The sequence below is a fragment of the Pedobacter sp. genome (genome assembly GCF_031119335.1).
In the GTDB taxonomy this organism is placed as follows: Bacteria; Bacteroidota; Bacteroidia; order Sphingobacteriales; family Sphingobacteriaceae; genus Pedobacter.
On the sequence record NZ_JAVHXT010000003.1, the window covers coordinates 118,353 to 141,866 of the forward strand.

Consider the following 23,514-nt stretch of genomic DNA (forward strand, 5'->3'; position numbering starts at 1 on the left):
TTTTTACACTTGTCCCAACTCGTATATAGCTGCCAAATATTTATTTATAATTGCATATCAAATTAATTATAATGGAAAAGCAAAACAAAACACAGCTTATATTGAAAATCATGAATGTATTATTCTGGATCGTTTTTATAGGTTTATGTATTAAAACAGGAACAAGCATTTTTGCATTGTATACTATAGTTACAAATGATGGGTTACATGAAGTTGTGCATATAGGGTCAAATCCTTTTGAAAAACTAAATTTAAGTATACCTTATTTTATGCCAATAGGAATAATCTATATTATCATAGCATTGCTTAAAACTTATATCGCTTATTTAGTTATAAAAATATCTACTGGATTTAGCATATCATCTCCATTTACTACAACAACATCTAGATTGATAACAAAAATTAGTCATGTAGCCTTAGCAGCAGGTATTTTTCAGCTAAGCGTCCACTCCTACTACGCAAGTTTATTCGATGATGAGCAAAAGGCAACAATTTTAGCAAATCATTTTGGTGAAGGTGGAGAGCTTTTATTTTTAGCTGGAATAATCTTTATCATTGCACAAGTTTTTAAAAGAGGATTAGAAATTCAGTCAGAAAACGAGTTAACGATATAATTATGCCAATAGTAGTAAATTTAGATGTGATGATGGCCAAACGTAAGATGTCGTTAAACGAACTTTCGCAAAAAGTAGACTTAACTTTATCTAATCTTTCTATCTTAAAAACTGGAAAGGCAAAAGCCATTCGTTTTGGCACCTTAGAAGCAATTTGTAAAGCGCTGAATTGCCAACCGGGCGATATTTTGGAATTTGTGGAAGAGTGAGATTGCCACAGATGCACAGATATTAATCTGTATAGTAATTAATTTATTGAATACGCCTTATTTAAGCTAAAACATAGTAAAAATTCCATCATAGTAAATAAACAAGCATCACAGAACTATTGACTATATCATACTTTGGAGATTATACTACAATCAAAATCTGTGTATCTGTGGCTAGCACTATCTACTTTTCAGTTGCTTTCTGATCTGTTTTACTTTGCCAAAAAATGCGACACTTTCCTTGTCTACCAAATAATCCATGGTTTGTGTTAGCTCGTCTTTAATCCAAGGATGTTTTTGGCAAAAGTTAGCAAGAATATTTAAACAGTGTGATTTAACAGCAACTGGAACTTCTTCATCAATTAACCATGCAAAAGTAGTTTCTACAAGTTGGTCTGTATTATAATTTTCTAGAATAGCTTTAATTTCTGAAGGTGCGGTCTTTTTAGTTAGGAGTGCAAGAATTTTTCCGTAGTGTCTACGAGCAGATAGATTATTTTGGCGATGAAAATTATCTAAAAAATAGCTTACAAAAGGAACAAAATTTTGAGGATTATTAGTATAAACGTTCTCTAAAATCCATGCTGCCCTGAAAGCAATCTTCTCGTCTATATGAAATGTTAGGTCGATAATGTCTTTTACAGCATTGGCTTGTTTGGCTGCAATTTGCGCTAATAGTTCTACTTTACTTTTCGATAAAGTGGTTTTGATATCTTCTACAAGCTGTTCTTTCATATTTTCATCGAAATTAATGATTTATTTCAACTAAAGCTTTAAAATGAAACCACATACACACATAGAAATAATTATGTGTCAATGTGCTTATAAAGAAAAGCAAGTTTCGGATTTTTTAATCGCTAGGCTTAACGGATATTTGCTTAAATTTAAGCTTATGAACACGCAGGAGGAATTGAATTACGAGCGGATTGCTAGAGCAATTGACTATATTAAAACCAACTTTAAAAGCCAGCCTAATTTAGATGAAGTGGCAGAAAAAGTGAATTTAAGTCCCTTTCATTTTCAGCGTTTATTTACAGAATGGGCGGGCACAAGTCCGAAAAAGTTTTTGCAGTATGTGAGTGTAAATTACGCCAAAAAGTTACTGCAAACCGAGCAAGCTAATTTGTTTGATGTCGCTTTTGAAACGGGTCTTTCGGGCACGAGTAGATTACACGATTTATTTGTAAATATTGAAGGAATGACACCTGCAGAATACAAAAATGGTGGTATTGAACTAACAATTAATTATCAATTTTCAACCACTCATTTTGGCTCATTATTAACCGCTTCTACGGCAAAGGGAGTTTGTTACATGGCTTTTTATGAGGATGAAACAATTGCCCTGCAACTATTAAAAGCAAAATTTCCTAGTGCTAAATATTTAGAAAAATCGGATGATTTACAACAAAACGCAATGTCTATTTTCCGGAGTGATTGGTCAGAACTGAAGGAGGTTAAACTACATTTAAAAGGTACAGATTTTCAATTGAAGGTTTGGGAGGCGCTGTTAAAAATCCCAATGGGAAAACTTTCTACCTACGGAAAATTAGCGAATGAGATAGGCAATCCGAGTGCATCTAGAGCTGTTGGAACCGCCATTGGTAGTAACCCAATTGCTTTTTTAATTCCTTGCCACAGAGTGATACAAAGCGGTGGAACTTTTGGTGGTTATATGTGGGGCAACACTCGCAAAACTGCAATTATTGGCTGGGAACAAGCATTTATAAACGAAAATCTGTAAAATAACATGGATCTGTTTGGTAATATGTTTAATGCTTCCACCAACTTACTTCCCAAAGATGGAACTGTAAACTACTACGGTAAGGTTTTTAGCAAAGCTGATGCTGATTTTTACTACGATAAATTGCTAAATGGTATTGCTTGGGAAAACGACCAAGCTCTGATATTTGGAAAACTAATTGTTACCAAAAGAAAAGTAGCTTGGTACGGAGAAAAGTCTTTTGAATACACCTACTCTAATATTACAAAGACTGCCCTACCTTGGACTGAAGAACTTTTAGCACTAAAACTAAAAGCAGAAGAACTATCTGGCGAAACATTCAATTCTTGCTTGCTCAACCTTTACCATAAGGGTGATGAAGGTATGGCTTGGCACAGCGATGGAGAAAAAGATTTAAAGAAAAATGGTGCTATTGCTTCATTGAGTTTTGGAGCAGAACGGAAATTCGCATTTAAACACAAAGTGGATAAAAATACCGTTTCGCTACAATTAGCTCATGGCAGTTTGCTAATCATGAAAGACACAACACAAACGCATTGGCTGCATCGCCTGCCGCCTACTAAACTGGTTTCTACACCAAGGATAAACCTAACTTTTAGAACAATTGTTGGATAAGATACCGATTACCAATTCCAAGGATTTTCTATCTTTAAATCATCGATACCTACAAAATCATCTACATTTCGAGTGAGTAAGGTGAAGTCGTTTATAATTGCAGTGGCAGCTAACAACGCATCTGGCAACTTTATCTTTTTTGTTTTTCTAATTGATATTGTCTTGGTAATAGACCACCAATATATTCTATGAGTACATTTGTGTCGATTAAATATCTCTTTCCCATTCCTGCCTACTTTTTCTAACATTTTGTAAAAGTTTGTTAGCTGCTTCTTTGGAAATAGCACCTGCATAATCTGACGGTTTCTTGGCAGTTGAAATGCTTTTTTCATAAGACACCCCAAATTGTTTTAATATCTGCTTAATCAGGGCACTTTTTTCTTCTGGGATATTTATAATCAAAGTTTCCATACTCAATCAAATATAAATAAAATTCTTGGTTTTACCCGTGTTTCTTCTGCTTGTTCATTTTCGCTTTTTCGCCACTGCTATAATTAGTGGTTTTAGCATTGCTTTCTTTTTTCGGCTGAAAAGCTGCATTTCTAAACGCTTCCTCTTCGGCCTGCTCACGCTCTAACTCTTTTGCTCTCTTGCTTTTTTGTTTAGTTGCTTTGTTCAAATCTTCAATTAACAAATCTTCAGGCAACTCAGCTTCTTCAATTTTTTGTCCAATGGCTTGTTCAATTTTCTTTAGTTGCGGCAGTTCCAAATCTGTAATAAAGTTTAGCGCAACAAAATCTACCTCATCCGTTTTTATTACCCTGTTAATGTAAACCATTTTATCTTCTGGCAATTCAAAATGAAATACAAATGGAATATTATTTAAATGTTCTTCCTCAAAATTCTCATTGGCAATAATCAATACCCTAGCTTTATCGTTAATCTTGAAAGCCTCTAAACTTTCGAAACCTGCTTCATCGAAAAACAAAGGTTTATAAACGAAAATATCATCGGCCTTGCCATCAAATAAATCTCTAGAAAGCGTTTGTGCAGTTAAACGGGTATTTACAAAAACAACCACCTTGTCAAAAACCTCAACATCACTTAAAAGCAAGTTCAGTAAGTTAAGTTTTGTACGAAAATTAGGTAAATGATAATTAAGTTGATGTTGTGTTTCTACAATGGTTTCAGACAGTTCGTCTACTTCTATCGTTGCAGGCATCAACATAAAATCCTCGATCATCTTCTCCAATTTATCGTGCATAACTTCTGTAAACACCAAATGCTGGCACTTTTGAATACTCCTAGCCAACTCATTAATAGGCAACTGCAAACCTTGTTTAACCATATCGGCAGCATCGTCAACCACCATCATTTGGATTTTATTGGTATTTAAACCCAGCTTCAAATAAATAGCTCTGGCTCTCGATGGAATTGCAACAACGATATCTACCCCATCAGTTAAATCTTCAACCTGCGTATCAATTGGATCATCAGCGTGGATACCTACAATTCTAAAAGTATCATTTCTGTTCAGCAGTTTAAAACGCTCTAAAACTTCTAATACTTTCTCTTTGGTTGGCACTAAAATCAAAGCTCTTGGCGCATCACCACCGCCAGTTTTTAAGCGCATTAATGTAGCTACCACATAAGTCGTCGTTTTACCACATCCCTCTGGACCAATGGCAATCACATCTTGTCCACCCAAAATTCTAGACATGGTTCTCAACTGTATTTCTTTTGGCGATAAACATCCCAATGCACTCATGGCCGAAACCAATGGCTTACTTAATTTTAACTGCTCTAACGACACGCTTTTTACTTTAATGAAGCTGCAAATTTACAGAAATAAAAAAGAATGCCTTAATTTTTAAATCTTTGTAGCGTTTGCCATGCCATTGCCGTATTAAGTAGTAGTGAAAAGAGCAAGATCAAATTATTTATAACGTTATTGATTTAATTAGATAACGAATGCCGGACAACCAGAGCCTTGTTGAGCTCATTGCTTCTTGTAAAAAAGGTGATTTACGCCAACAGGAATTGCTCTATAAGCAGTTCTATGGCTATGCTTTGGGTATTTGCGTTCGTTATTTAGGTAATAGAGATGATGCTTTAGAGGCTGCCAACGACAGCTTTATCAAAGTTTTTAAATCAATTAACAGCTTTAACGAAAATAACGACTTTAAACCTTGGTTCAGAAAGGTATTGGTAAACACTTCGCTCGACTATAAACGCAGATCGATGCGATTTAGTGAAGCTGTTGAGCTAACCGATACAGTTCAACAAACTACACATACATCTGCCATCGATAAATTGAACGCTCAAGATATTTTATCATTAATGAAGCAGTTAAATGAAATGCAGCGAACGGTTTTCAACCTTTATGAAATTGACGGCTACTCGCATAAAGAGATAGGAAGCATGTTAAATATCCCAGAAAGTTCATCTAGAACTTATTTAACCAGGGCAAAACAGGCTTTACAACAATTATTAACCACCCACTCTATATACACAAAGTAGATATGAAAAAGAGTGAAGAAGACTTGGTACAGCAAATAAAATCTGTTTTCGACGACTATAATGATGGTTTGAGCGACCAGGGCTGGAATGAGCTACGTAAAAAATTTCCAGAAAAGGAAAGTAAAAAGCTGCCAATTTGGTGGCTAAGTGGCATTGCTGCAACATTACTTGTAGTTGCAGGTTTATATTTTTATAATGGTTCGGGTAATGAAAAAGTGATTTTAAGAGCAAATAATACTCAAAAAGACAGCTCTTCGCAAAAAGGCAAAGCCGATGACTTTAAAGTGGAAACTGATATTGCCAATGCAGCAAAACCAACTAACACAATAGAAAACAACGAGAAGGTTGCACCAACTGAAAGCAAAGATTTTAGGAATGCCGTGCAGGACGTAAACAATGGCTTAAAAGTGCTTACCACTGAAAAGTTGATTGCAATACAGCCAAAGCCAGTTATTGCCAGCAAAGATAAAACAGAAACCCTAGGGAATGGCATAACACAAGGTCAGTTGAAAACTAGTACTATAATTGATGAAAATACAATTATCGCATCTGCACAAACAAATACCGACCAAGGTGTTAAAAAGCCAATTGACAACAATGCTACAGCGCTAGAAAAAGACGCAAAATCTAATACAGAAACCAAAAACACCAAATTAACAACTGAAGAATTTTTAACTGAACAAAGCAAAATTTTAGCGGCTAATGATAATACGAAGGACATTCAAAAAAACAGTTCTTCTAAAACAACCTTCGATGTTTTTACTGGAACTTTCTTCAATTATCATGATAATAACGAGGCAAAGTTAAGCGCTGGCGTAGGTTTAAATGCAAATGTAAAAGTTACCAAAAATGTGGTTTTAAGTTTCGGTGCAGGCATTAGTCAAAACAAAGTAAGTTACGAAAACAGCGTTCCAACGGAGATTTCACAAGCAATGTTTGCATCTAAGGACAATGCTTTAAATTCGGCACCAGTTAGCGGCATGGCTTACTCTGCCACAGCTACCAACGACGTAAGTTTCAACGGCAGGTTATTAAGTGTAGATTTACCCATGGTTGTGAAGTTTTTTCCATCTAAAAAGCAAGATTTTTATATATCCACAGGAATTAATTCTAGTACTTATCTTTCCCAAAAATACACTTATAACTACAGCTGGAGCAATTTTGGTTACAGAAATGGCGAAGCACAAACACAGCAACAAACCGATGAAAGTAGTTTAAAAGGTTTTGATTTTGCCAATAGCGCAATCATTGCTATCGGAATTAACCAAAACTTAGGAAAAAACGTATTGATTTTCGAGCCTTATTATAGACCTGCCCTAAGCACCATGGGTGATAAAAATTTAAGGATTAGCTCAGCAGGATTAAATTTGAAATTTAATTTTAATGGCAACTCGAAAAAATAGTTTTAGATATCTTTGCAGTACTAAGCTTCTCCAAAATTTTTGATACAAAAAGCTAAAGTCAATTTCAATATGTAAGTTTATATCATCAATTAAACTTACATATTGAAATGAAACCATGCCGACCTATCGGCATAGCTTCATCTCCATTAAAAAACAAATTATAACAGATGAAAAAAGTTATACTTAACCTATTATTGGTTGGTTTAGGTGGAAGCGTTTTAGCTCAAGATGCTGTAACGTACCAAACGCCTCCAAAAGTAATGGCAGATTTGCTTTTAGCTAAACCTACTCCTGGCGTTAGCATAGATGGCAAGGCCGAGTGGATTTTGTTCAGCGACCGCAATCCGTATCCTTCTATTGAAGAATTGGCGATGCCAGAATACAAATTGGCAGGCATGCGTATCAACCCTAACAATTACTCACCTAGTAGACAAACTTATGTAAACAGTTTTAGCCTAAAGAATATAAAAACGGGCAAAACGAGTACAGTTACAGGTTTGCCTGCTACATTATTTGCTGGCAATGTTCGTTGGAACCCTAGCGAAACCAAAATCGCTTTTACGCAAACAGCTCAAGATAGAATTGACTTATACGTAATTGACGTAGCTACTGCAAAAGCTACAAAAATCAACAAACAACCTTTAAATGCTATTTTAGGTGCAGGTTTAATGTGGGTTGATGACAATACCCTAATTTATCAAGTAGCTACAAAACCAGCTACCGCAGCACCGAAACGTCCATTAGCACCAAAAGGCCCAACTATTCAAGAGAATTTAGGTAAAGTTGCCCCTAGTGCTACTATCCAAGATTTAATTAAATCCCCATACGACGAGCAATTATTTGAATTTTTCGCTACCTCGCAGTTGGTACAAAACAAAGCAGGTGTAGAAACTCCGATTGGCGCACCAGCTATTTACAGTACCATCAGCTTATCTCCAGATAAAAATTATTTGATGGTGCGTACCATTAAAAAACCTTTCTCTTACTTGGTATCTGCTTATGGTTTCCCTTCTACGGTAAAAATTATCGACAGAACTGGCAAAACCGTTAAAGTACTGGCAGAATTGCCTTCTTCAGAAGTTCGTCCTTCTGGTTACGATAACGTACAGAACGTACCTCGTGGTTTCGATTGGAGAGACGACGAAGCGGCAAGCGTAGTTTGGGCACAGCCATTAGACAGTGGTCTAATTAAAAAAGATGTTGAATTTCACGACGGTGTTTACGAACTAAAAGCACCATTTACCGGAGCTAGCAAAGAGTTATTCAAAACTAAAACTCGTTATGCTGGCGTAAGCTGGGGTAACGCAAATTTAGCTTTGGTTAGAGAAATGTCTAGAGCTAAACAAAGTGCCAAAGTAAGCAGATTTAACCCTTCTACTGGCGCTTTAGAAACTCTTTATGAGCTAAACACTACCGATGCTTACAACAATCCCGGTCAGCCTGTTACGGAGAAAAACAAATTCGGTCGCCAAGTAATTTTAACTACCGATAACGGCACCAAACTATTGTTAAACAATACCACAGGTGCTTCTCCAAAAGGCGATTTACCTTTCATCGCTAAATTTGATTTGAACACTAAAAAGAATGAAGTAATTTGGCGTTGTCAAGAAGGCACTTTCGAAGTGGTGACTGATGTTTTAGATCCTCAAAAGTTGGTTTTGTTAACTCGCAGAGAAAGTAAAACTGAAGTTCCTAACTACTTTGTAAAGAACCTAGTACTTCGCGTTGCGGATAAACAAATCACCAATTTTACCAATCCTTATACAGCAATGGATGGTGTAACTAAACAAAAAATCACTTACAAACGTGCCGACGGCGTTGATTTAACAGGCGATCTTTACCTACCCAAAGGTTACAACAAAGAAAAAGACGGACCACTTCCAACCTTGATTTGGGCTTACCCTCGTGAGTTTAACTCGGCTAGCGATGCAGCACAAATTAGAGGTTCCGAAAATAAATTTATCACCATCAGTTCTGGTGGACCTATTTTCTACGTTACTCAAGGTTACGCCGTTTTAGATAATGCCGAAATGCCAATCGTTGCAAAAGAAGGCAAACGTCCTAACGATTCTTTTGTAGAGCAATTGAAATTAAACGCAGAAGCTGCAATTGGAAAATTAAGCGAAATGGGCGTTGGCGATAAAAATCGTATGGCAGTTGGTGGTCACAGCTACGGCGCTTTCATGACTGCAAACTTATTGGCACATACCAACTTATTTAAAGCCGGTATTGCCCGCAGTGGTGCCTACAACAGAACCTTAACGCCGTTTGGTTTCCAAAACGAAGATCGTACGTATTGGCAAGCTCCTCAGTTATATTACGACATGAGCCCATTCAGCTATGCTAATAAAATCAAAACCCCTATCCTATTAATCCACGGCGAAATGGACGATAACCAAGGTACATTCCCAATTAATAGTGAGCGTTTGTTCAATGCTATTAAAGGTCACGGTGGTACAACTCGTTTCGTTTACCTGCCTTACGAAGCGCATGGCTACAGGGCAAAAGAAAACATCTTGCACATGCTTTGGGAAACCAATACATGGTTAGATACTTATGTTAAAAATGCGAAGCCAACAGCAGCTAAGTAGATTTTAATTGAGGTTATAGCAGTTATCAAACATCCGATGGATTTAATTATTCATCGGATGTTTTTTTTATGTTGGTTGCAATTCCCCTCTTAAAGAAGGGTGGTCGAAGACCGGGGTGTTATAAAAATTGACCATATAAGGCTTAATCATCGAACTTAGATGATTAGAAAATCAATTACACTTCTACATTGGCTAAGCTAGTCTTGCTTTCTGCTTTAGTCCCGATATATCCTATCGTGTGGACACAACTATTAGCAAATGTCATTTTCCTCCCCCTGCCCCCTCGAAGAGGGGGATATGCAAAATGCTTAAGCGCTGCGTGTCCCCCTTTGGAGGGGGATTCAAGGGGGAGGAACGAGATGTGTCCACACGATAGGATATATCGGAAGCTATCGCTGCCAATCAAGTTTAAAATGCAAAAACAGTAATCCTTTTGAAGAGTTACATTGCGCCTAAACTATTAATGGTTCTTTTTCTTCCGATCAATCGGTGTCTCATCGACCGATATAAAACTGCTCTTCGAGATTTGTAATCCCGAAGCATTATCCACCGATTTGTAATCCGCTTTAAAACAGGATTAAAAACCGAGCATAGCGAGTTCATGAAATAATCCTGAGATACGGAGTTCGACATTACAAATATCGAACAGCGAATTGCAATGGAACCTAAACATAACACCTCCTAAAACTATCGAACAAATATCCTATCTTAACATCTCAATTAACCACATTATGAACCTCTTATCTAAAAGCATCTTATTTTTAACACTGAGCTGCTTCACCTTAACAGCACAAGCTCAAAAACCAAAATTCAAGGTTATTGCATTTTTTACCGGAAAAAGCGACATGGCTCATGTCAGTTTTGTAAAAGAAGCAAATGAATGGTTTCCAAAAATGGCACAAAAAAACCATTTCAGTTACGACACTACAAGCAATTGGGCAAACATGAATGCCGATTTTCTTTCCAAATATCAAGTGGTGTTGTTTTTGGACACCAGGCCAGAAGATCCAGCACAGCGTACAGCTTTCGAAAACTATGTGAAAAACGGTGGCGCTTGGATGGGATTTCATTTCGCTGCCTTCGCATTAACGCCATCTGCCTTTACACAAAACTGGGATTGGTACCACAATGAATTTCTAGGTTCTGGTCAGTACAGTGGCAATACATGGCGTCCAACATCAGCTATTTTAAATGTAAACAAAAAACATCCAGCTACTAAAAAACTTCCTCAAACCTTGAAATCGCAACCCAACGAGTGGTATAAATGGGAAAAAGATTTAAGCAAAAATCCTGACATCGATATTTTGTTAAGCATCCATCCTTCTAGCTTTCCCCTGGGCACGGGACCAAAAGCTCACGAAATTTGGCACCAGGGAGATTATCCAGTAGTTTGGAGTAATAAAAACTATAAAATGATTTACGTAAACATGGGACACAACGATATGGATTATGAGCGTAAACATGGAAAAGAAATTAAAGCGCTCTCACAAACTTTTGATAACGAATTACAGAACAAAATGATAATTGATGCTTTGCTTTGGCTAGGAAATACTAAAAAAGCGAAGTAATGTCGTAGATAGCATTATTAGTAAATACGTCATTGCCAGCTTGACAGGCAATCGCAGTGCGATAAATGTCAGCCAAAATACTGCTCTTCGGGATTTGTAATCCGTTTTAAAATAGGATTAAAAATTAGGATTGTTCGAAACCTTAACTTAATGTGAATTTGAAATAAAAATAATGTCACCACTTCGTGGTTTATAATTATCTCAACTCATATTTCTATAAAAATATCAGTTCTTCGGACTTTCGATAAACCATTACTGAGTTCTACATTGCAAATGTCGAACAGCAGATGACCTTTCAAACTAAATTCTACTTAAAGATAGCTTTCGTGAAAAACGAGAGCTATCTTTGTTTCATGGATAAAATATTCGAAGTAATTAGAGCAAGCCGTAAAGCATTGTTAACTTTGGTCGAGGATTTAACCACCGAGCAACTTAACAAAATACCAACCGGATTTAGCAATAATTTAGCTTGGCAAATGGGTCATTTAGTGGTTAGCCAACAAGTACTATGCTACAAACTATCTAACAACGAATTGGTCATAGATCCAACTTTGGTAGACAAGTATAGAAATGGCTCTAAACCCGAAAGTTTTATTTCGGCAGAAGAAATAGTGCAAATCAAAGCTTATTTACTAGACACTATTGACCAATTAGAAAAAGATGTAGCTGCGAATAAATTTGATAACTATACACCTTACACCATCAGCACTTATAAAGGTTATAGACTAGAAAAAATTGAAGATGCTATTAAATTTATCGTATCCCACGATGGATTGCATTACGGTTGCAGCTTAATGATGAAAAAATTCATTTAGTTTAAGATGCGCTATTTTTTTCATATTGGTTACAATGGTCACACCTATAATGGTTGGCAGCGGCATCCAAAAGCACACAGCGTGCAAGAAGCCATTGAAAGCAAACTGAGTTCAATATTCAAAATGCCCATTGCCATAAACGGTTGTGGGCGTACAGATACGAGTGTACACGCCAGCCAGTATTTTTTTCACGTAGATATTGAGCGGGAAATTGATTTCGATCTGTTTTTCATCATCAACAGAATTTTGCCCCACAACATTGCTGTATTTGATATCATCCCGATGGATGGAAAACAACATGCCCGTTTTGATGCCGTACAACGAAAATACGATTACTACCTTCATACCTATAAAAATCCGTTTCTAGGTCAGCTGAGCTCTTATTACAACGTAACAAATCTTAATACGCAAGAGATGAAAAAAGCGGTAGCATTATTACCAAAATACAAAGATTACCGAGCTTTTTGTACCGCACCCGATAAAAATGAGCACACCATTTGCAATGTAATGGAAGCTAAGCTTTACTGTTCTGCCGACGAACAACATTTCCGTTTCCACATCGCTTCTAACCGTTTTTTAAGTAAAATGATAAGGATATTGACTGGGAATTTATTGAAAATTGGCAAAAACGAACTCAGTGTAGATCAATTTGAGCATCACCTCTCTTCCCTAGAAATTCCAACGCAGTTCGATATTGCAAAACCAACTGGGCTTTACCTCTCAAAAGTAACCTACCCCTATCTCAATTTAGAACCAAGAACAGAGTTTAACAACTTCTCAAAAAGCGATTGGATAGAAATTTAGCGTTTTAGTATACCTAGCTATTTCTACTAAAAATCTTATTTTTAAAAAAATTAAGATGATGAGCTTTGAAATTGATATCCAAACCTACCAAGATCTAAATATCTTTCAGAGTAGTAGAACTGAATTTTCTGTATATGGCTTGTTCAATAAATGTAAAACTGTAGCTGGCAATCAAAAAATTCAAGAAATGATGCGCAGTCCAACAAACGACTTGGACCTACTTGAAAAACGAACAGCTGCATTCAATTTCCTATCTGAAAATGTTTTCCACCTGGATATCTCAAATGAGCAATTAGATCTAATTTTGCATTACCTGAACTATGGAAAAAAGTTAAAAGGCAACTTGATAGATGCTCTCGCTGTCTTTATCAAAAATAAATTTCACGAAACGCAAGACTATTACGTTGTTAAAATAGGCTTAAAATATCTTCTACATCTAGTTAAAAGCTGTTTTTCATTATACGATTATCTACAGCAACCTCAAGCTCCCATACATTTAAAAGATATAGGTAAAGAAATAGAAGATATTATCGAGAAACTACCCATTGATAAAAAGACAGCATTTTCTATAAAACCAATTAAATTTTACGAGCTGAGCAGATTAGATTCGCTTATAAGAACTAGAGAAAACATTATTTTATTACATCATCTTCTTGATTGTATCTATAGAATTGATGCGCTGCAAACTATTGCAAGCATGTGTTCAGAAAAAAAATTCACTTTGCCAAAATACATTACTGGAACAAACAAATTGAGTGTAAATATCGAAGGAATTTACCACCCTGCAATTCCATCTCCTGTAAATAACAATGTCACTATAAACAACGAGAACCATCTAACTTTTTTAAGTGGCTCAAACATGGCTGGAAAATCATCTTTGTTGAAATCACTCGGTATTGCCATTTATCTGGCTCACATTGGATTTCCCATTCCTGCATCATCTATGCGAACGACTATTTTTAACGGGTTGGCAACCACAATAAACATTGCCGACAATGTGCAAAATGGACTAAGCCATTATTTAAGTGAAGTGCTAAGAGTTAAGTACCTATTAAATATGCTTGTCGAAAGGCAGAAAATATTTGTCATATTAGACGAACTGTTCAAAGGCACCAATGCAAAAGATGCTTCTGAAGCAACCGAAATTGTTGTCGATGGTTTTTCAAGAATTAAAAACTCAGCATTTATAATTTCAAGTCATATTACCGAATTAGCTGATAAATTCGAAAGGTCTAATATTTCTTTGATGCATATGGAACATCTCATGGTGAATGGCCAGCCAATTTTCACCTACCAAATTAAAAAAGGTGTAACTAAAGACGGAATTGGGATGTTTTTTATACATAACGAAAATATTCCAGCACTTCTTGCTGATGCAGAGAAGGTAACATTAAACCATTTGAACTAAAATAACATTTCCAGCAATCTAAGAACATTATCCATTTCCCGTTTGTTATTCATCAAACAATAAACCTAAAAAGATGAACATCACAGGAAACACAAAAGGTGGCAAACCAGAGAAAAATGAACCCGATGTAAATAAACCAGTAAATTCGGTAAAGGAAGATATTGAAGAGGGCAACATAAAGCCAGTTAAAAATCCTAATCCAGCTAAACAGCGAGAACAAAGCGAGCAGCCAGTTCATCCTGTTAAGAAAGCACCAAAGGAATAAAAAAGCCTCAATAGCACAATACTATTGAGGCTTTCTGTGCTCCCGACGAGATTCGAACTCATATCGATGGTACCGGAAACCATAATTCTATCCATTGAACTACGGGAGCAAAGTGTGCAAACTTAGATAAATTCCTTTTGATGTGCAATTTAATTGCTTTACACATCAAAAGGAATTTTCGATCTCTCCTCAACAGATAAGATTATTTACCTAATAGCCAAAATATGGCTAAACAACTTTTGTTCCCTAAATTCAAATCATCAAGAATTTAAACTCCTACTTTCCAAACTATTACCTTCTTAAAAAATGCCGAAAGCAACTTTATTTTTCCTGTTTTTACCAAATAACTGATTAATGCGGCTATCAACATACCTACCTATTTTACAATGCCTGCAAATCGTTGGTAAAACACCGTCGGACTGTTCTCATTCTTAGGCGCATATTTTCCAGCGATAATAGGGATATAAATCACACGTCTTCTACTTCTCTCGCCAGTAACTTCAGATTGTGCCACTCGGTGCCACAACCTACCGTCGTGAATGGTTAAATCGCCCGCTTCTGGGGTAATTGCAATTTCAGATGGGTCTGCTTTATGGTCTAAAAAGTACTTCTTTCTAAACAACATTTGATAAATGCTCTGCTTGTGTGTACCAGGTAATATCTTCAGTCCACCATTTTTTACATCTAGTGTATCTAAATGCACACCAACATTTAACATTGGATTTAACTTCTGTCCGTAAAAGATATCACGTAAACCATCGGTATGCCATCCCATTTTGGTAAACTTACTATCAGGTCCATTCACATAGTGATTAAAAACCATTCCGTCCTTTTCCTCCGTTCCTAACCTCGCTCCTTCTCCAGCCAGCTCTAAAAGCGAGTCAAATCTTGGGTCTAACGTCAAACCGCTTAAAGCTTGGTGATGTTGGTTGATAAACGCAAAACGCTGTACAATAGCAGAGCCGTCTAAATCCGTTCCGTACTTAATAGGTACGCCATTTATCTTTTTAACATCATTGGCCAACCATTGCTCTTGTACCTGCTGCGAAGCCTGTATAATCGCCTTAATGGCGTGAGTATCTAAAAAATTCTTAAAATGCAGAAAGCCATATTTATGAAAAAAGAATTTCTGTTCTTCGGTAAGTTGGTCGGCAAGTGTAAAGGTGCTGTATGAATTAATCATGATAAAAAATTGGTTAAGAAGGTTTAGGAATTTGATTGAAAAGCTATAGTTTACTACATGCAACAGCACATCGGCATTCGATGTGAAAAAGTGATATATTGCATTTTTAACGACATTATCTATAGATTTAGTAGTATTTATTACAAACGTAATATTTTCAGTCAATTAGTGCAAATATTTTATGAAATAAATTTAGAAATCCTTTTAAATTGACGCAGATACTGCATCAATTATCATTACTTCTTTTTATATTTATCACTATTGAGTTTCTCAAAAATCTACCTAGGTTAAATATACCTGTGAATAGATAGGTTAACATTCACTCATAAACCATACAGAAATCATCAAAGATATTATCAGGAAATGCCGCTTAAAAGAGAACTGATATACATTAACGAAATAGACAAGACGAATGAAATTGAAAAATATTCGTATAGAGATGACAGATGTGTTGTTATTTTTAAAAACAGTCCTAAAGAGTTTTCTTATAGTAAGAATAAAGTAAAAATTATCGCAACTGCAGTAAGTAGTGACAGAGCATTTAACGTATTCAATTATTTAAAAGAGATAGCAAACACCGTTGGTTTAAAAACCGAAGAGGGAGACAATATACTTGCAAGAAGTTACGACAGCATTTCCGAAATCCCTACATACTGTATTCTTACAAGTCTTTTAAACGGCTCTTCATCTACAGGAAATGATAATTTCCCAAATCCAGATTTTTTTCCGTTTGGATTTAATTTAAGTCAGAGAAAAGCGGTTAACATTGCGTTCTCTAACAATTTAAGTGTAATTGAAGGTCCTCCTGGAACAGGCAAAACACAAACTATTCTCAATATCATTGCTAATGCTGTTTTAAATGGGCAAAGTGTTGCTGTTGTTTCTAGTAATAACTCTGCGACAAAAAATGTTTACGAAAAACTTGAAAAAAATGGTGTTGAATTTTTAGCAGCACTTCTTGGAAATTCTCAAAACAAGAAAGAATTTATTGATTCTCAAAAAGAAATACCAGATTTATCAAAATTCAATTTAACTGATATTGAAAAGGAAGAGATAAAAACTAAGTCTGTTACACTGATTAATCTACTTTCTGAAAACCTTGATAAGAAAAATGAATTGGCATCTTTGAAAGTACAAATTGACGGCATTGAAACTGAATATGAGCATTTTAAAGAAACATATAAAGGGCGAATAGGAAAAAGCATCGAGCTCAAAAAAAACATCACGGCCGAAAAAATACTTGAATTTTGGGTTTCTCTTGAAACACTTGGGAAAAGACAGAAGAAAATAGGCTTCATTAGAAGATTTATTTACCTACTGAAATATGGAATTATAGATAAATCATTTTATGAAAATCCGCTTGATGAAATGATTTTTATGTGCCAATTAAAGTACTACCCAACTAAAATACATGAACTGAGCAATAGAATAGCATTATTGGAAAATGGCTTAAAAAATTTCGCATTTGATGAAAAAATGAGAGAGTATACTTCAATGTCAATGCAATTACTCAAAGCGGAACTGTGCAAAAGATATAATCAACAAAAGCGAGAACCATACACAATTTCAGAACTCAAGAGAAATTCTGAAAAGTTCATCAAAGATTATCCTGTTATAATGAGCACAACATACTCGTTAAGGCAGAGCTTGTCAGAAAACCTTTTTTATGATTATGTTATTATTGATGAAGCTTCGCAAGTTGATTTAGCAACAGGAGCGCTTGCTTTATCTTGCGCAAAGTGTGCTGTAATTGTTGGGGATGTTAAACAATTGCCAAATGTAGTTGACGCCGATATGCAATTAAAAACGGATTTAGTTTTTGATGCTTACGACCTGAAAAAGCCTTATCGCTATTCAAATCATAGTTTATTATCTTCCATTGTTGAACTAATACAAGATATTCCAAAGACACTTTTGAGAGAACATTACCGCTGCCATCCAAAAATCATAGAATTTTGTAACAAAAAGTTTTACGATAATCAACTTATCGTTCATACAGAGTATACAGATAATCGCCAACCTCTTCTTGTCTATAAAACATCACAAGGAAATCATGCAAGAGAGCGTATGAACCAAAGGCAAATAGATATTATAAAACAAGAAATTATTCCAAATGAAAAACTTGAAAATGTAGATTTAGGCATTGTAACGCCATATCGTAATCAGACAAGTGAATTGCAAAAGACATTTCTAGGAACAACAATAAAAGCAGATACCGTTGACAAATTTCAAGGCAGAGAAAACGAAGTTATCATACTTTCGACTGTTGACAACGAAATTTCTGACTTTACAGACAACCCTAATCGGTTAAATGTTGCTGTTTCCAGAGCCGTTAAACAACTGATATTAGTTGTTAATGGAAACGAAAATCAAAAAGACAATAACATTTCTGATTTGATACAGTATATTGAATATAATAACTTTTCAATTATTCAAAGTGAATTAAATTCAATTTTTGACCTGTTGTATAAAGGTTACGAAGAAGAACGGTCAAAAATCATACTTAAATCTGGCAAAATATCATCGTTTGACAGTGAAAATTTAATGTATGGATTAATCAAGCAAGTTCTGACAGATGAACAGTTTTTGAAATATGACGTTCTTTCGCATTTCCCGATTAGACTACTTATTAAAGATTTTTCTAAGCTAGATGAACAAGAATTAAAATACGCTTCAAATTCGTTAACACACTTAGACTTTTTGATTTATAATAAACTTGGCAAAGTTCCTGTTCTAGGAATAGAGGTTGATGGTTTCGAATTCCATAAAGACGGAACACGGCAAGCAGAAAGAGATAAAATGAAAGATAAAATTTTAGAAAAATATAATTTTCCTCTTTTGCGGTTCAAGACAAATGAGAGCAATGAAAAAGAAAAATTAATGAAAAAGTTAGATGAATTGCAGACAACAAAAGAGAAACTGGGCGAACAGCGAACAAGGGTTTGGCAAATAAAGGCCAACTAAAAAAGCTCCATCCCCCCTAAACCTTATAAATCCCCGCAGCAGTTTTCTCCAAAAACCTCTTCGCTAAAAGCCTAGCGGCAAAAGCTCCAATTTTATTACTAAACCCTGGTATCACTTCCGTTTTTCGCTTAAACATCGCTTTCACGGCCATTTCAGCTACTTCCGCAGGTTGCATATTAAACTTTTGCGCCATTTTATCTAAAGCATTCATTCCTGCCCTACTAGCAAAATTAGTTTCAACAGGTCCTGGACAAATACAAGTAACGCCAACCGAAGTATTTCTCAACTCGTAATTTATCGCCCTGCTAAAAGAAAGTACAAAAGATTTAGATGCTGCATAAATGGCCAAAGTTGGCAAAGCCTGATAAGCCGCAGTGCTAGAAATATTGAGAATGTAAGCAGCCTTTTGAACCTTCAACATCGGTGTAAACAAATGGCAAAGCTTCACCAAAGTGCTCACATTCACATCCACCATTTGCATTTGCGCTGCTAAAGTTAAATCGGCAAAAGCACCCCAAGCGCCAAAACCAGCATTATTTACTAAAATGCTAACCTGATAATTCTTTCCCTCTACCCAATTAAAAACCTGTGCTGCAGAATCTGCCAAGGTCAAATCTATAGCAAAAATGTCAATCTTAACATTGTACTTTTCTCTAATTTCTGCAGCAGTTTGTATCAGCTCTGCTTCGTTTCTCGCCATCAACAGCAAATGATTTCCCCTACTCGCCAGTGCCAATGCAATAGCTTTTCCAATTCCTTTGCTACCACCGGTAACCAACGCATAAACTTCTGGGGTTTTTATCATAACTATAACTTAATAAACATAATACTTACAAAAGTGTTAATTTGAAAGGAGAAAACGCTTCTTGTATAACCGCAATTTCAAAATAAAAACGCAACTTTACACGCCTTTAAAGTATACACCACCAAAATCCAACGCGTATGGAAGAACTGCAAGTAGATGAAGTATTAAATTTGTTGGAAAACGAAAACGATAGACAGTTAAAGGTTTATCTCAACGAACTCAACATATCAGACGTAGAAGAACTGATAGATGAACTTCCTCAACATGCAGTTAAATTTATCGAGACACTATCTATCAAACGTGCAGTAAACGTATTCCGTATTCTCGATTTCCCTACGCAGGAGCGTATCATTAAGAAATTACAGGCCAATAAACTTACCGAAATCATCAGGCAGTTGCCTCCAGATGATAGAACGGCACTTTTTGGTGAACTACAGGGCGAGGCAGTTAAAAAATTGCTTGTGTTACTGCCAGACAACGACCGCAAGGAAGCTTTGAACCTTCTAGGTTACGAAGAAGACAGTGTGGGCCGTATGATGACGCCCGATTTCATCGCAGTGAAAACAGATTGGACAGTGCAACGGGTACTTTCGCACATCCGTCGCTACGGCAAAAACTCCGAAACCATCGATGTGGTGTACGTAATCGACAAAGACGGGGTGCTCTTAGACGATATCCGTATCCGAGAAATACTCCTTTCAGATCCTGAAGCAAAAATTGGGGATCTAACAGATAATCGACTGATTTCCTTGAATGTAAACGACCCACAAGAGGAAGCTATTAACGTCTTCAGAATGAACAATCGAGTGGCACTTCCTGTGGTAGACGATAAAGATATCTTGCTAGGAATTGTTACCGTAGATGATATTTTATGGATTGCCCACGAAGAGTACACCGAAGATATGCACAAAATGGGTGGTACGCAGGCACTCGATGAGCCTTATTTAGACGTTCCCGTTTTCCAGCTCTATAAAAAACGTGTGGTTTGGCTAATTGTACTCTTTTTTGGTGAATTGCTCACTATTGCAGCCATGTCTGGTTTCGAAGATCAAATCGCAAAAGTGGTAATTCTTGCTACATTCATCCCATTAATCATATCCAGTGGTGGCAACAGCGGTTCGCAAGCCGCAACCCTCATTATCCAAGCAATGGCCTTGGGCGAAGTCACCATCCGCGATTGGTGGAACGTGATGCGCCGCGAAATATTCTCAGGTATTTTCCTTGGCACAACACTCTGCCTGCTAAGTTTTTGCGTTATTGGCGCTTGGCACATTTTAATGCCAGGTTTTAGCGAACACTACGTACTTATTGGCTTAGTTGTAGGTTGCTCGCTATTAGGTGTAGTGCTTTGGGGTACGTTAATGGGTTCTATGTTACCGCTGTTACTAAAAAGACTAGGTGCCGATCCGGCTGCTTCTTCTACCCCATTCGTTGCTACGTTGGTAGACGTAACGGGGCTCATCATTTACTTCTCTTTTGCCCTACTATTTTTAGGCGGCGTTTTGTTGTAAAAATTTAGAAAAGCAATATCCGTAGTACTTCGGTCACGAAAGTCCTGCTTTCACTTTTAGTCCTCTCCCGAGGCAAGCTCGGGGATGCGGGCTAAGCCGTTCAATCAGGTTTATTAAACTAAAAACTGTGCATAAAACGCTCCTATCTAAAGCCAAAAACAAAGGTTTTATAGGTTTCACAACTAACGCACAATAAAAAAACTACCTTTGTATTTTCAATACCGATAAATGATAACAATAGGCAAATACAATAAACTGCGAGTAGCGGCAAAAAACAGTCAGGGGTTAAGTTTAACAGATGGACAAAACGAAGTGCTTTTGCCCTATTTGGAAGTACCAAAAAACGTAGAACTCGGCGACGATGTAGATGCCTTCGTTTATCTCAATAAAGATGGTAGCACTGTTGCAACATTGAAAGAAGTTTTGGCAACTGCCGATGAATTTGCTTTACTGACTGTTGTTAGCGTAAATGACGATGGTGCATTTGTAGATATTGGTGTAGATAAAGATGTTTTTATTCCTCGCAGAGAGCAAAAAAAACCAATGGAACTTGGCGAGAGCTATGTTGTTTTTGTTTTCCTAGATGAACAATCTAACCGATTATTGGCTTCGTCTAAAATAGATGATTTTGTAGCTCACGATGGCTTCGGTTTTGATGAAGGTGACACCGTTGACTTATTGATTGTAGATAAATCGGATTTAGGTTACAATGCCATCATTAACGATGAATTTATTGGCTTGCTGTACCACAACGAGGTTTTCTCTAATGTAGAACCCGGACAAAGAACTACCGGCTGGATTAAAACCATAAGAGTAGACGGCAAAATAGATTTAACATTACAGCCATCGGGTTTTGGGCACATATTAGAAACTAAGGACTATATTTTAGAAGAACTGAAAGTAGTTGGCGAGATTAATTTAGGCGATAAAAGTACACCAGAAGAGATTTATAATAGATTCCAGGTAAGTAAAAGTGCGTTTAAAAAAGCAATTGGTGGTTTGTACAAAGAGCGTTTAATTACACTTTCCGACCATCATATTAAACTAGTAAAGTAAAAAACGTGAAACGTTCATCTTCCGTCATCTCGAACGAGGAACGAGGAGAGATCTCGCAACATGCAAATTTTAATACCAGATTTTATGTTGTGTTGTTACAACTTACTTTATTACCCGGAATGTATTATACTTTTTTCAATTTGAAAAACATAACATTCTTACCTATAAGTATTTAAACAAATTAACCACTTTTATTGAACACCCCGGTCTTCGACCACCCCTCTGAAAGAGGGGAATTTCGTTCTCCATTCCCTTCTTTGGAGGGGTGCCTAAAAGGCGGGGTGGTTATTTTGATATTGATTTCATTTTATGGTAATGCACTACGGGTTTTATTAAATTGAACTAGAACAATTACTTCTAATTCATTACTTTTATAGCCTCAAAATTTTCATCTGCCAATGATTGTTAAAAAGACTATTTCCCTAAAAGGCATTTTCGAATTTGCGGGCCATCACTTCTATTGGCTAAGCTGTTACATGCTCATCATCGCAGTTTTGTACAAAATTGTCGGTTGGCATTGGATTTCTATCCCATGGCTACCGGTATCTCTTGTAGGTACTGCAGTTGCTTTTTATGTAGGTTTCAAAAATAACCAGTCTTATGATAGGGTTTGGGAAGCCCGTAAAATTTGGGGCGCTATTGTAAACAGCAGCCGAAGCTGGGGCACTTTGGTAAACAGTTATGTCCGTAGCAGCCAACATCCCGCAGAAGAAATTAAAGCCATACAACATCAACTAATTTACCGCCACATTGCATGGCTGTATGTATTACGAGAGCAGCTGCTTGTACCAACCCAATGGGAACATGTAAGTTTAAAACACCTATTTGGAAAAATTGCAGCAAAACGTAGGGAAAAGATAGGAATTGGGCGGTTTAAAGATTTTTTAAACGAGCATCAAACCCAAAAATATTTTACCGGTAGAGCGCTTTGGGAGAATGCGGCCAACCCTGCTACACAAATTATTCACCAACAGGGACAAGAATTGGCAGCTTTGGAAGAAAGAGAGATGTTGCACATGCGCAAGCAAATTGAAATGCAGAGCGTATTGAATGATTTTTATGACCACCAAGGCAGAGCAGAACGCATCAAGAAATTTCCAATACCGAGACAATATGCCAATATGAGTTTTATTTTCAACTGCATATTTATTGGTTTGTTACCACTGGGTATTGTTGCAGAGTTTGCCAAACTTGGCGAGGCGGGCGTTTGGTTAATGATACCTTTTGGCGTAATAGTTGGCTGGATTTACGTCGTAATGGAACTAATTGGCGACTACTCGGAAAATCCATTTGAAGGCTTAGGCACTGATATCCCAATGCTTTCTATTTGCAGAACCATTGAAATTGACTTATTGCAAATGTTGGGAGAAACGGATATTCCAAAACCAATACAACCTGTCAACGATATTTTGATGTAAGCGAAACGGCTTGTTTATAGCGTTGGTATTCCCTATCCCAACGTGTAAATATTTTTGCTAAATTTATACTAGCCACAAAAACCA

At 36.5% G+C, this 23,514-nt stretch carries 21 protein-coding genes and 1 tRNA gene; 16 read left to right on the plus strand and 6 right to left on the minus strand.

The genetic code is table 11. The features are described from left to right. Nucleotides 1–71 precede the first annotated feature (71 nt). Complete coding sequence (locus REI64_RS04435; protein ID WP_308848896.1) at nucleotides 72–614, plus strand: DUF2975 domain-containing protein; 543 nt, start codon at nucleotides 72–74, stop codon at nucleotides 612–614. A gap of 2 nt (nucleotides 615–616) precedes the next feature. Beyond that, complete coding sequence (locus REI64_RS04440) at nucleotides 617–823, plus strand: helix-turn-helix transcriptional regulator (RefSeq protein WP_308848897.1); 207 nt, start codon at nucleotides 617–619, stop codon at nucleotides 821–823. Nucleotides 824–1,003: 180 nt separating this feature from the next. Here the strand turns inward: REI64_RS04440 and REI64_RS04445 are convergent, their stop codons facing one another. Next, on the minus strand, nucleotides 1,004–1,558 hold the full coding sequence (locus tag REI64_RS04445) for a hypothetical protein (protein ID WP_308848898.1): 555 nt from the start codon (nucleotides 1,556–1,558) through the stop codon (nucleotides 1,004–1,006). Nucleotides 1,559–1,715: 157 nt separating this feature from the next. Here REI64_RS04445 and REI64_RS04450 point away from each other — a divergent pair, with 157 nt between their 5' ends. Further along, a complete protein-coding gene (locus REI64_RS04450; RefSeq protein WP_308848899.1) occupies nucleotides 1,716–2,564 on the plus strand; it encodes a methylated-DNA--[protein]-cysteine S-methyltransferase in 849 nt (282 codons plus the stop codon). 6 nt (nucleotides 2,565–2,570) lie between these two features. Beyond that, nucleotides 2,571–3,179 (plus strand): alpha-ketoglutarate-dependent dioxygenase AlkB, encoded by a 609-nt coding sequence (locus REI64_RS04455; protein ID WP_308848900.1) that lies wholly within the window; start codon nucleotides 2,571–2,573, stop codon nucleotides 3,177–3,179. Between the two features lie 207 nt (nucleotides 3,180–3,386). Here the strand turns inward: REI64_RS04455 and REI64_RS04460 are convergent, their stop codons facing one another. Next, on the minus strand, nucleotides 3,387–3,590 hold the full coding sequence (locus REI64_RS04460; protein WP_308848901.1) for a hypothetical protein: 204 nt from the start codon (nucleotides 3,588–3,590) through the stop codon (nucleotides 3,387–3,389). A 31-nt stretch (nucleotides 3,591–3,621) separates the two neighbouring features. Further along, nucleotides 3,622–4,932 carry a DEAD/DEAH box helicase gene (locus REI64_RS04465; RefSeq protein ID WP_308848902.1) on the minus strand — a complete coding sequence of 437 codons (1,311 nt, stop codon included), beginning with the start codon at nucleotides 4,930–4,932 and terminating at the stop codon, nucleotides 3,622–3,624. A 158-nt stretch (nucleotides 4,933–5,090) separates the two neighbouring features. Here REI64_RS04465 and REI64_RS04470 point away from each other — a divergent pair, with 158 nt between their 5' ends. The 8 genes from REI64_RS04470 to REI64_RS04505 all read left to right on the plus strand — a co-directional run bounded on the left by REI64_RS04470 (nucleotide 5,091) and on the right by REI64_RS04505 (nucleotide 14,493). Next, on the plus strand, nucleotides 5,091–5,639 hold the full coding sequence (locus tag REI64_RS04470; RefSeq protein ID WP_308848903.1) for an RNA polymerase sigma factor: 549 nt from the start codon (nucleotides 5,091–5,093) through the stop codon (nucleotides 5,637–5,639). Nucleotides 5,640–5,641: 2 nt separating this feature from the next. Beyond that, nucleotides 5,642–7,042, plus strand: coding sequence for a hypothetical protein (locus REI64_RS04475; RefSeq protein WP_308848904.1), 1,401 nt, complete (start codon nucleotides 5,642–5,644; stop codon nucleotides 7,040–7,042). Between the two features lie 167 nt (nucleotides 7,043–7,209). Beyond that, on the plus strand, nucleotides 7,210–9,633 hold the full coding sequence (locus REI64_RS04480; RefSeq protein ID WP_308848905.1) for a prolyl oligopeptidase family serine peptidase: 2,424 nt from the start codon (nucleotides 7,210–7,212) through the stop codon (nucleotides 9,631–9,633). A gap of 731 nt (nucleotides 9,634–10,364) precedes the next feature. Next, a complete protein-coding gene (locus REI64_RS04485) occupies nucleotides 10,365–11,201 on the plus strand; it encodes a ThuA domain-containing protein (RefSeq protein WP_308848906.1) in 837 nt (278 codons plus the stop codon). Between the two features lie 353 nt (nucleotides 11,202–11,554). Further along, complete coding sequence (locus REI64_RS04490; protein WP_308848907.1) at nucleotides 11,555–12,016, plus strand: DinB family protein; 462 nt, start codon at nucleotides 11,555–11,557, stop codon at nucleotides 12,014–12,016. Nucleotides 12,017–12,022: 6 nt separating this feature from the next. Next, nucleotides 12,023–12,820 carry a tRNA pseudouridine synthase A gene (locus tag REI64_RS04495; protein ID WP_308848908.1) on the plus strand — a complete coding sequence of 266 codons (798 nt, stop codon included), beginning with the start codon at nucleotides 12,023–12,025 and terminating at the stop codon, nucleotides 12,818–12,820. Nucleotides 12,821–12,875: 55 nt separating this feature from the next. Beyond that, nucleotides 12,876–14,228, plus strand: coding sequence for a hypothetical protein (locus REI64_RS04500; protein WP_308848909.1), 1,353 nt, complete (start codon nucleotides 12,876–12,878; stop codon nucleotides 14,226–14,228). Between the two features lie 73 nt (nucleotides 14,229–14,301). Further along, nucleotides 14,302–14,493 (plus strand): hypothetical protein, encoded by a 192-nt coding sequence (locus REI64_RS04505; protein WP_308848910.1) that lies wholly within the window; start codon nucleotides 14,302–14,304, stop codon nucleotides 14,491–14,493. Nucleotides 14,494–14,530: 37 nt separating this feature from the next. On the opposite strand, the gene REI64_RS04510 is transcribed toward REI64_RS04505, so the two are convergent. Together REI64_RS04510 and REI64_RS04515 are read right to left on the minus strand one after the other, a co-directional pair. Then, nucleotides 14,531–14,602 (minus strand) — tRNA-Arg (locus REI64_RS04510). A 267-nt stretch (nucleotides 14,603–14,869) separates the two neighbouring features. Beyond that, nucleotides 14,870–15,676, minus strand: coding sequence for a phytanoyl-CoA dioxygenase family protein (locus REI64_RS04515; protein WP_308848911.1), 807 nt, complete (start codon nucleotides 15,674–15,676; stop codon nucleotides 14,870–14,872). Nucleotides 15,677–16,039: 363 nt separating this feature from the next. Here REI64_RS04515 and REI64_RS04520 point away from each other — a divergent pair, with 363 nt between their 5' ends. Continuing rightward, complete coding sequence (locus tag REI64_RS04520; RefSeq protein WP_308848912.1) at nucleotides 16,040–18,640, plus strand: AAA domain-containing protein; 2,601 nt, start codon at nucleotides 16,040–16,042, stop codon at nucleotides 18,638–18,640. 16 nt (nucleotides 18,641–18,656) lie between these two features. Here REI64_RS04520 and REI64_RS04525 read toward each other — a convergent pair whose 3' ends face one another. Further along, on the minus strand, nucleotides 18,657–19,445 hold the full coding sequence (locus REI64_RS04525) for an SDR family oxidoreductase (RefSeq protein ID WP_308848913.1): 789 nt from the start codon (nucleotides 19,443–19,445) through the stop codon (nucleotides 18,657–18,659). A 137-nt stretch (nucleotides 19,446–19,582) separates the two neighbouring features. Here REI64_RS04525 and mgtE point away from each other — a divergent pair, with 137 nt between their 5' ends. From mgtE to REI64_RS04540, 3 genes are all read left to right on the plus strand, one after another. Then, nucleotides 19,583–20,956: a magnesium transporter gene (gene mgtE, locus REI64_RS04530; RefSeq protein ID WP_308848914.1), complete on the plus strand. Its 1,374-nt coding sequence runs from the start codon at nucleotides 19,583–19,585 to the stop codon at nucleotides 20,954–20,956. 228 nt (nucleotides 20,957–21,184) lie between these two features. Continuing rightward, on the plus strand, nucleotides 21,185–22,012 hold the full coding sequence (locus REI64_RS04535) for a S1-like domain-containing RNA-binding protein (protein ID WP_308848915.1): 828 nt from the start codon (nucleotides 21,185–21,187) through the stop codon (nucleotides 22,010–22,012). A gap of 398 nt (nucleotides 22,013–22,410) precedes the next feature. Then, a complete protein-coding gene (locus tag REI64_RS04540; RefSeq protein ID WP_308848916.1) occupies nucleotides 22,411–23,430 on the plus strand; it encodes a bestrophin family ion channel in 1,020 nt (339 codons plus the stop codon). The last annotated feature ends 84 nt before the right edge of the window (nucleotides 23,431–23,514 follow it).

What these genes read in the sequence shown, in the direction of transcription:
- REI64_RS04515 (WP_308848911.1), bottom strand. Translation starts at nt 15,676, where the DNA reads ATGATTAATTCATACAGCACCTTTACACTTGCCGACCAACTTACCGAA.
- REI64_RS04535 (WP_308848915.1), top strand. Translation starts at nt 21,185, where the DNA reads ATGATAACAATAGGCAAATACAATAAACTGCGAGTAGCGGCAAAAAAC.
- REI64_RS04455 (WP_308848900.1), top strand. Translation starts at nt 2,571, where the DNA reads ATGGATCTGTTTGGTAATATGTTTAATGCTTCCACCAACTTACTTCCC.
- REI64_RS04495 (WP_308848908.1), top strand. Translation starts at nt 12,023, where the DNA reads ATGCGCTATTTTTTTCATATTGGTTACAATGGTCACACCTATAATGGT.
- REI64_RS04445 (WP_308848898.1), bottom strand. Translation starts at nt 1,558, where the DNA reads ATGAAAGAACAGCTTGTAGAAGATATCAAAACCACTTTATCGAAAAGT.
- REI64_RS04490 (WP_308848907.1), top strand. Translation starts at nt 11,555, where the DNA reads ATGGATAAAATATTCGAAGTAATTAGAGCAAGCCGTAAAGCATTGTTA.
- REI64_RS04505 (WP_308848910.1), top strand. Translation starts at nt 14,302, where the DNA reads ATGAACATCACAGGAAACACAAAAGGTGGCAAACCAGAGAAAAATGAA.
- REI64_RS04440 (WP_308848897.1), top strand. Translation starts at nt 617, where the DNA reads ATGCCAATAGTAGTAAATTTAGATGTGATGATGGCCAAACGTAAGATG.
- REI64_RS04480 (WP_308848905.1), top strand. Translation starts at nt 7,210, where the DNA reads ATGAAAAAAGTTATACTTAACCTATTATTGGTTGGTTTAGGTGGAAGC.
- REI64_RS04475 (WP_308848904.1), top strand. Translation starts at nt 5,642, where the DNA reads ATGAAAAAGAGTGAAGAAGACTTGGTACAGCAAATAAAATCTGTTTTC.
- REI64_RS04525 (WP_308848913.1), bottom strand. Translation starts at nt 19,445, where the DNA reads ATGATAAAAACCCCAGAAGTTTATGCGTTGGTTACCGGTGGTAGCAAA.
- REI64_RS04500 (WP_308848909.1), top strand. Translation starts at nt 12,876, where the DNA reads ATGATGAGCTTTGAAATTGATATCCAAACCTACCAAGATCTAAATATC.
- REI64_RS04540 (WP_308848916.1), top strand. Translation starts at nt 22,411, where the DNA reads ATGATTGTTAAAAAGACTATTTCCCTAAAAGGCATTTTCGAATTTGCG.
- REI64_RS04460 (WP_308848901.1), bottom strand. Translation starts at nt 3,590, where the DNA reads ATGGAAACTTTGATTATAAATATCCCAGAAGAAAAAAGTGCCCTGATT.
- REI64_RS04485 (WP_308848906.1), top strand. Translation starts at nt 10,365, where the DNA reads ATGAACCTCTTATCTAAAAGCATCTTATTTTTAACACTGAGCTGCTTC.
- REI64_RS04520 (WP_308848912.1), top strand. Translation starts at nt 16,040, where the DNA reads ATGCCGCTTAAAAGAGAACTGATATACATTAACGAAATAGACAAGACG.
- REI64_RS04435 (WP_308848896.1), top strand. Translation starts at nt 72, where the DNA reads ATGGAAAAGCAAAACAAAACACAGCTTATATTGAAAATCATGAATGTA.
- REI64_RS04450 (WP_308848899.1), top strand. Translation starts at nt 1,716, where the DNA reads ATGAACACGCAGGAGGAATTGAATTACGAGCGGATTGCTAGAGCAATT.
- mgtE (WP_308848914.1), top strand. Translation starts at nt 19,583, where the DNA reads ATGGAAGAACTGCAAGTAGATGAAGTATTAAATTTGTTGGAAAACGAA.
- REI64_RS04470 (WP_308848903.1), top strand. Translation starts at nt 5,091, where the DNA reads ATGCCGGACAACCAGAGCCTTGTTGAGCTCATTGCTTCTTGTAAAAAA.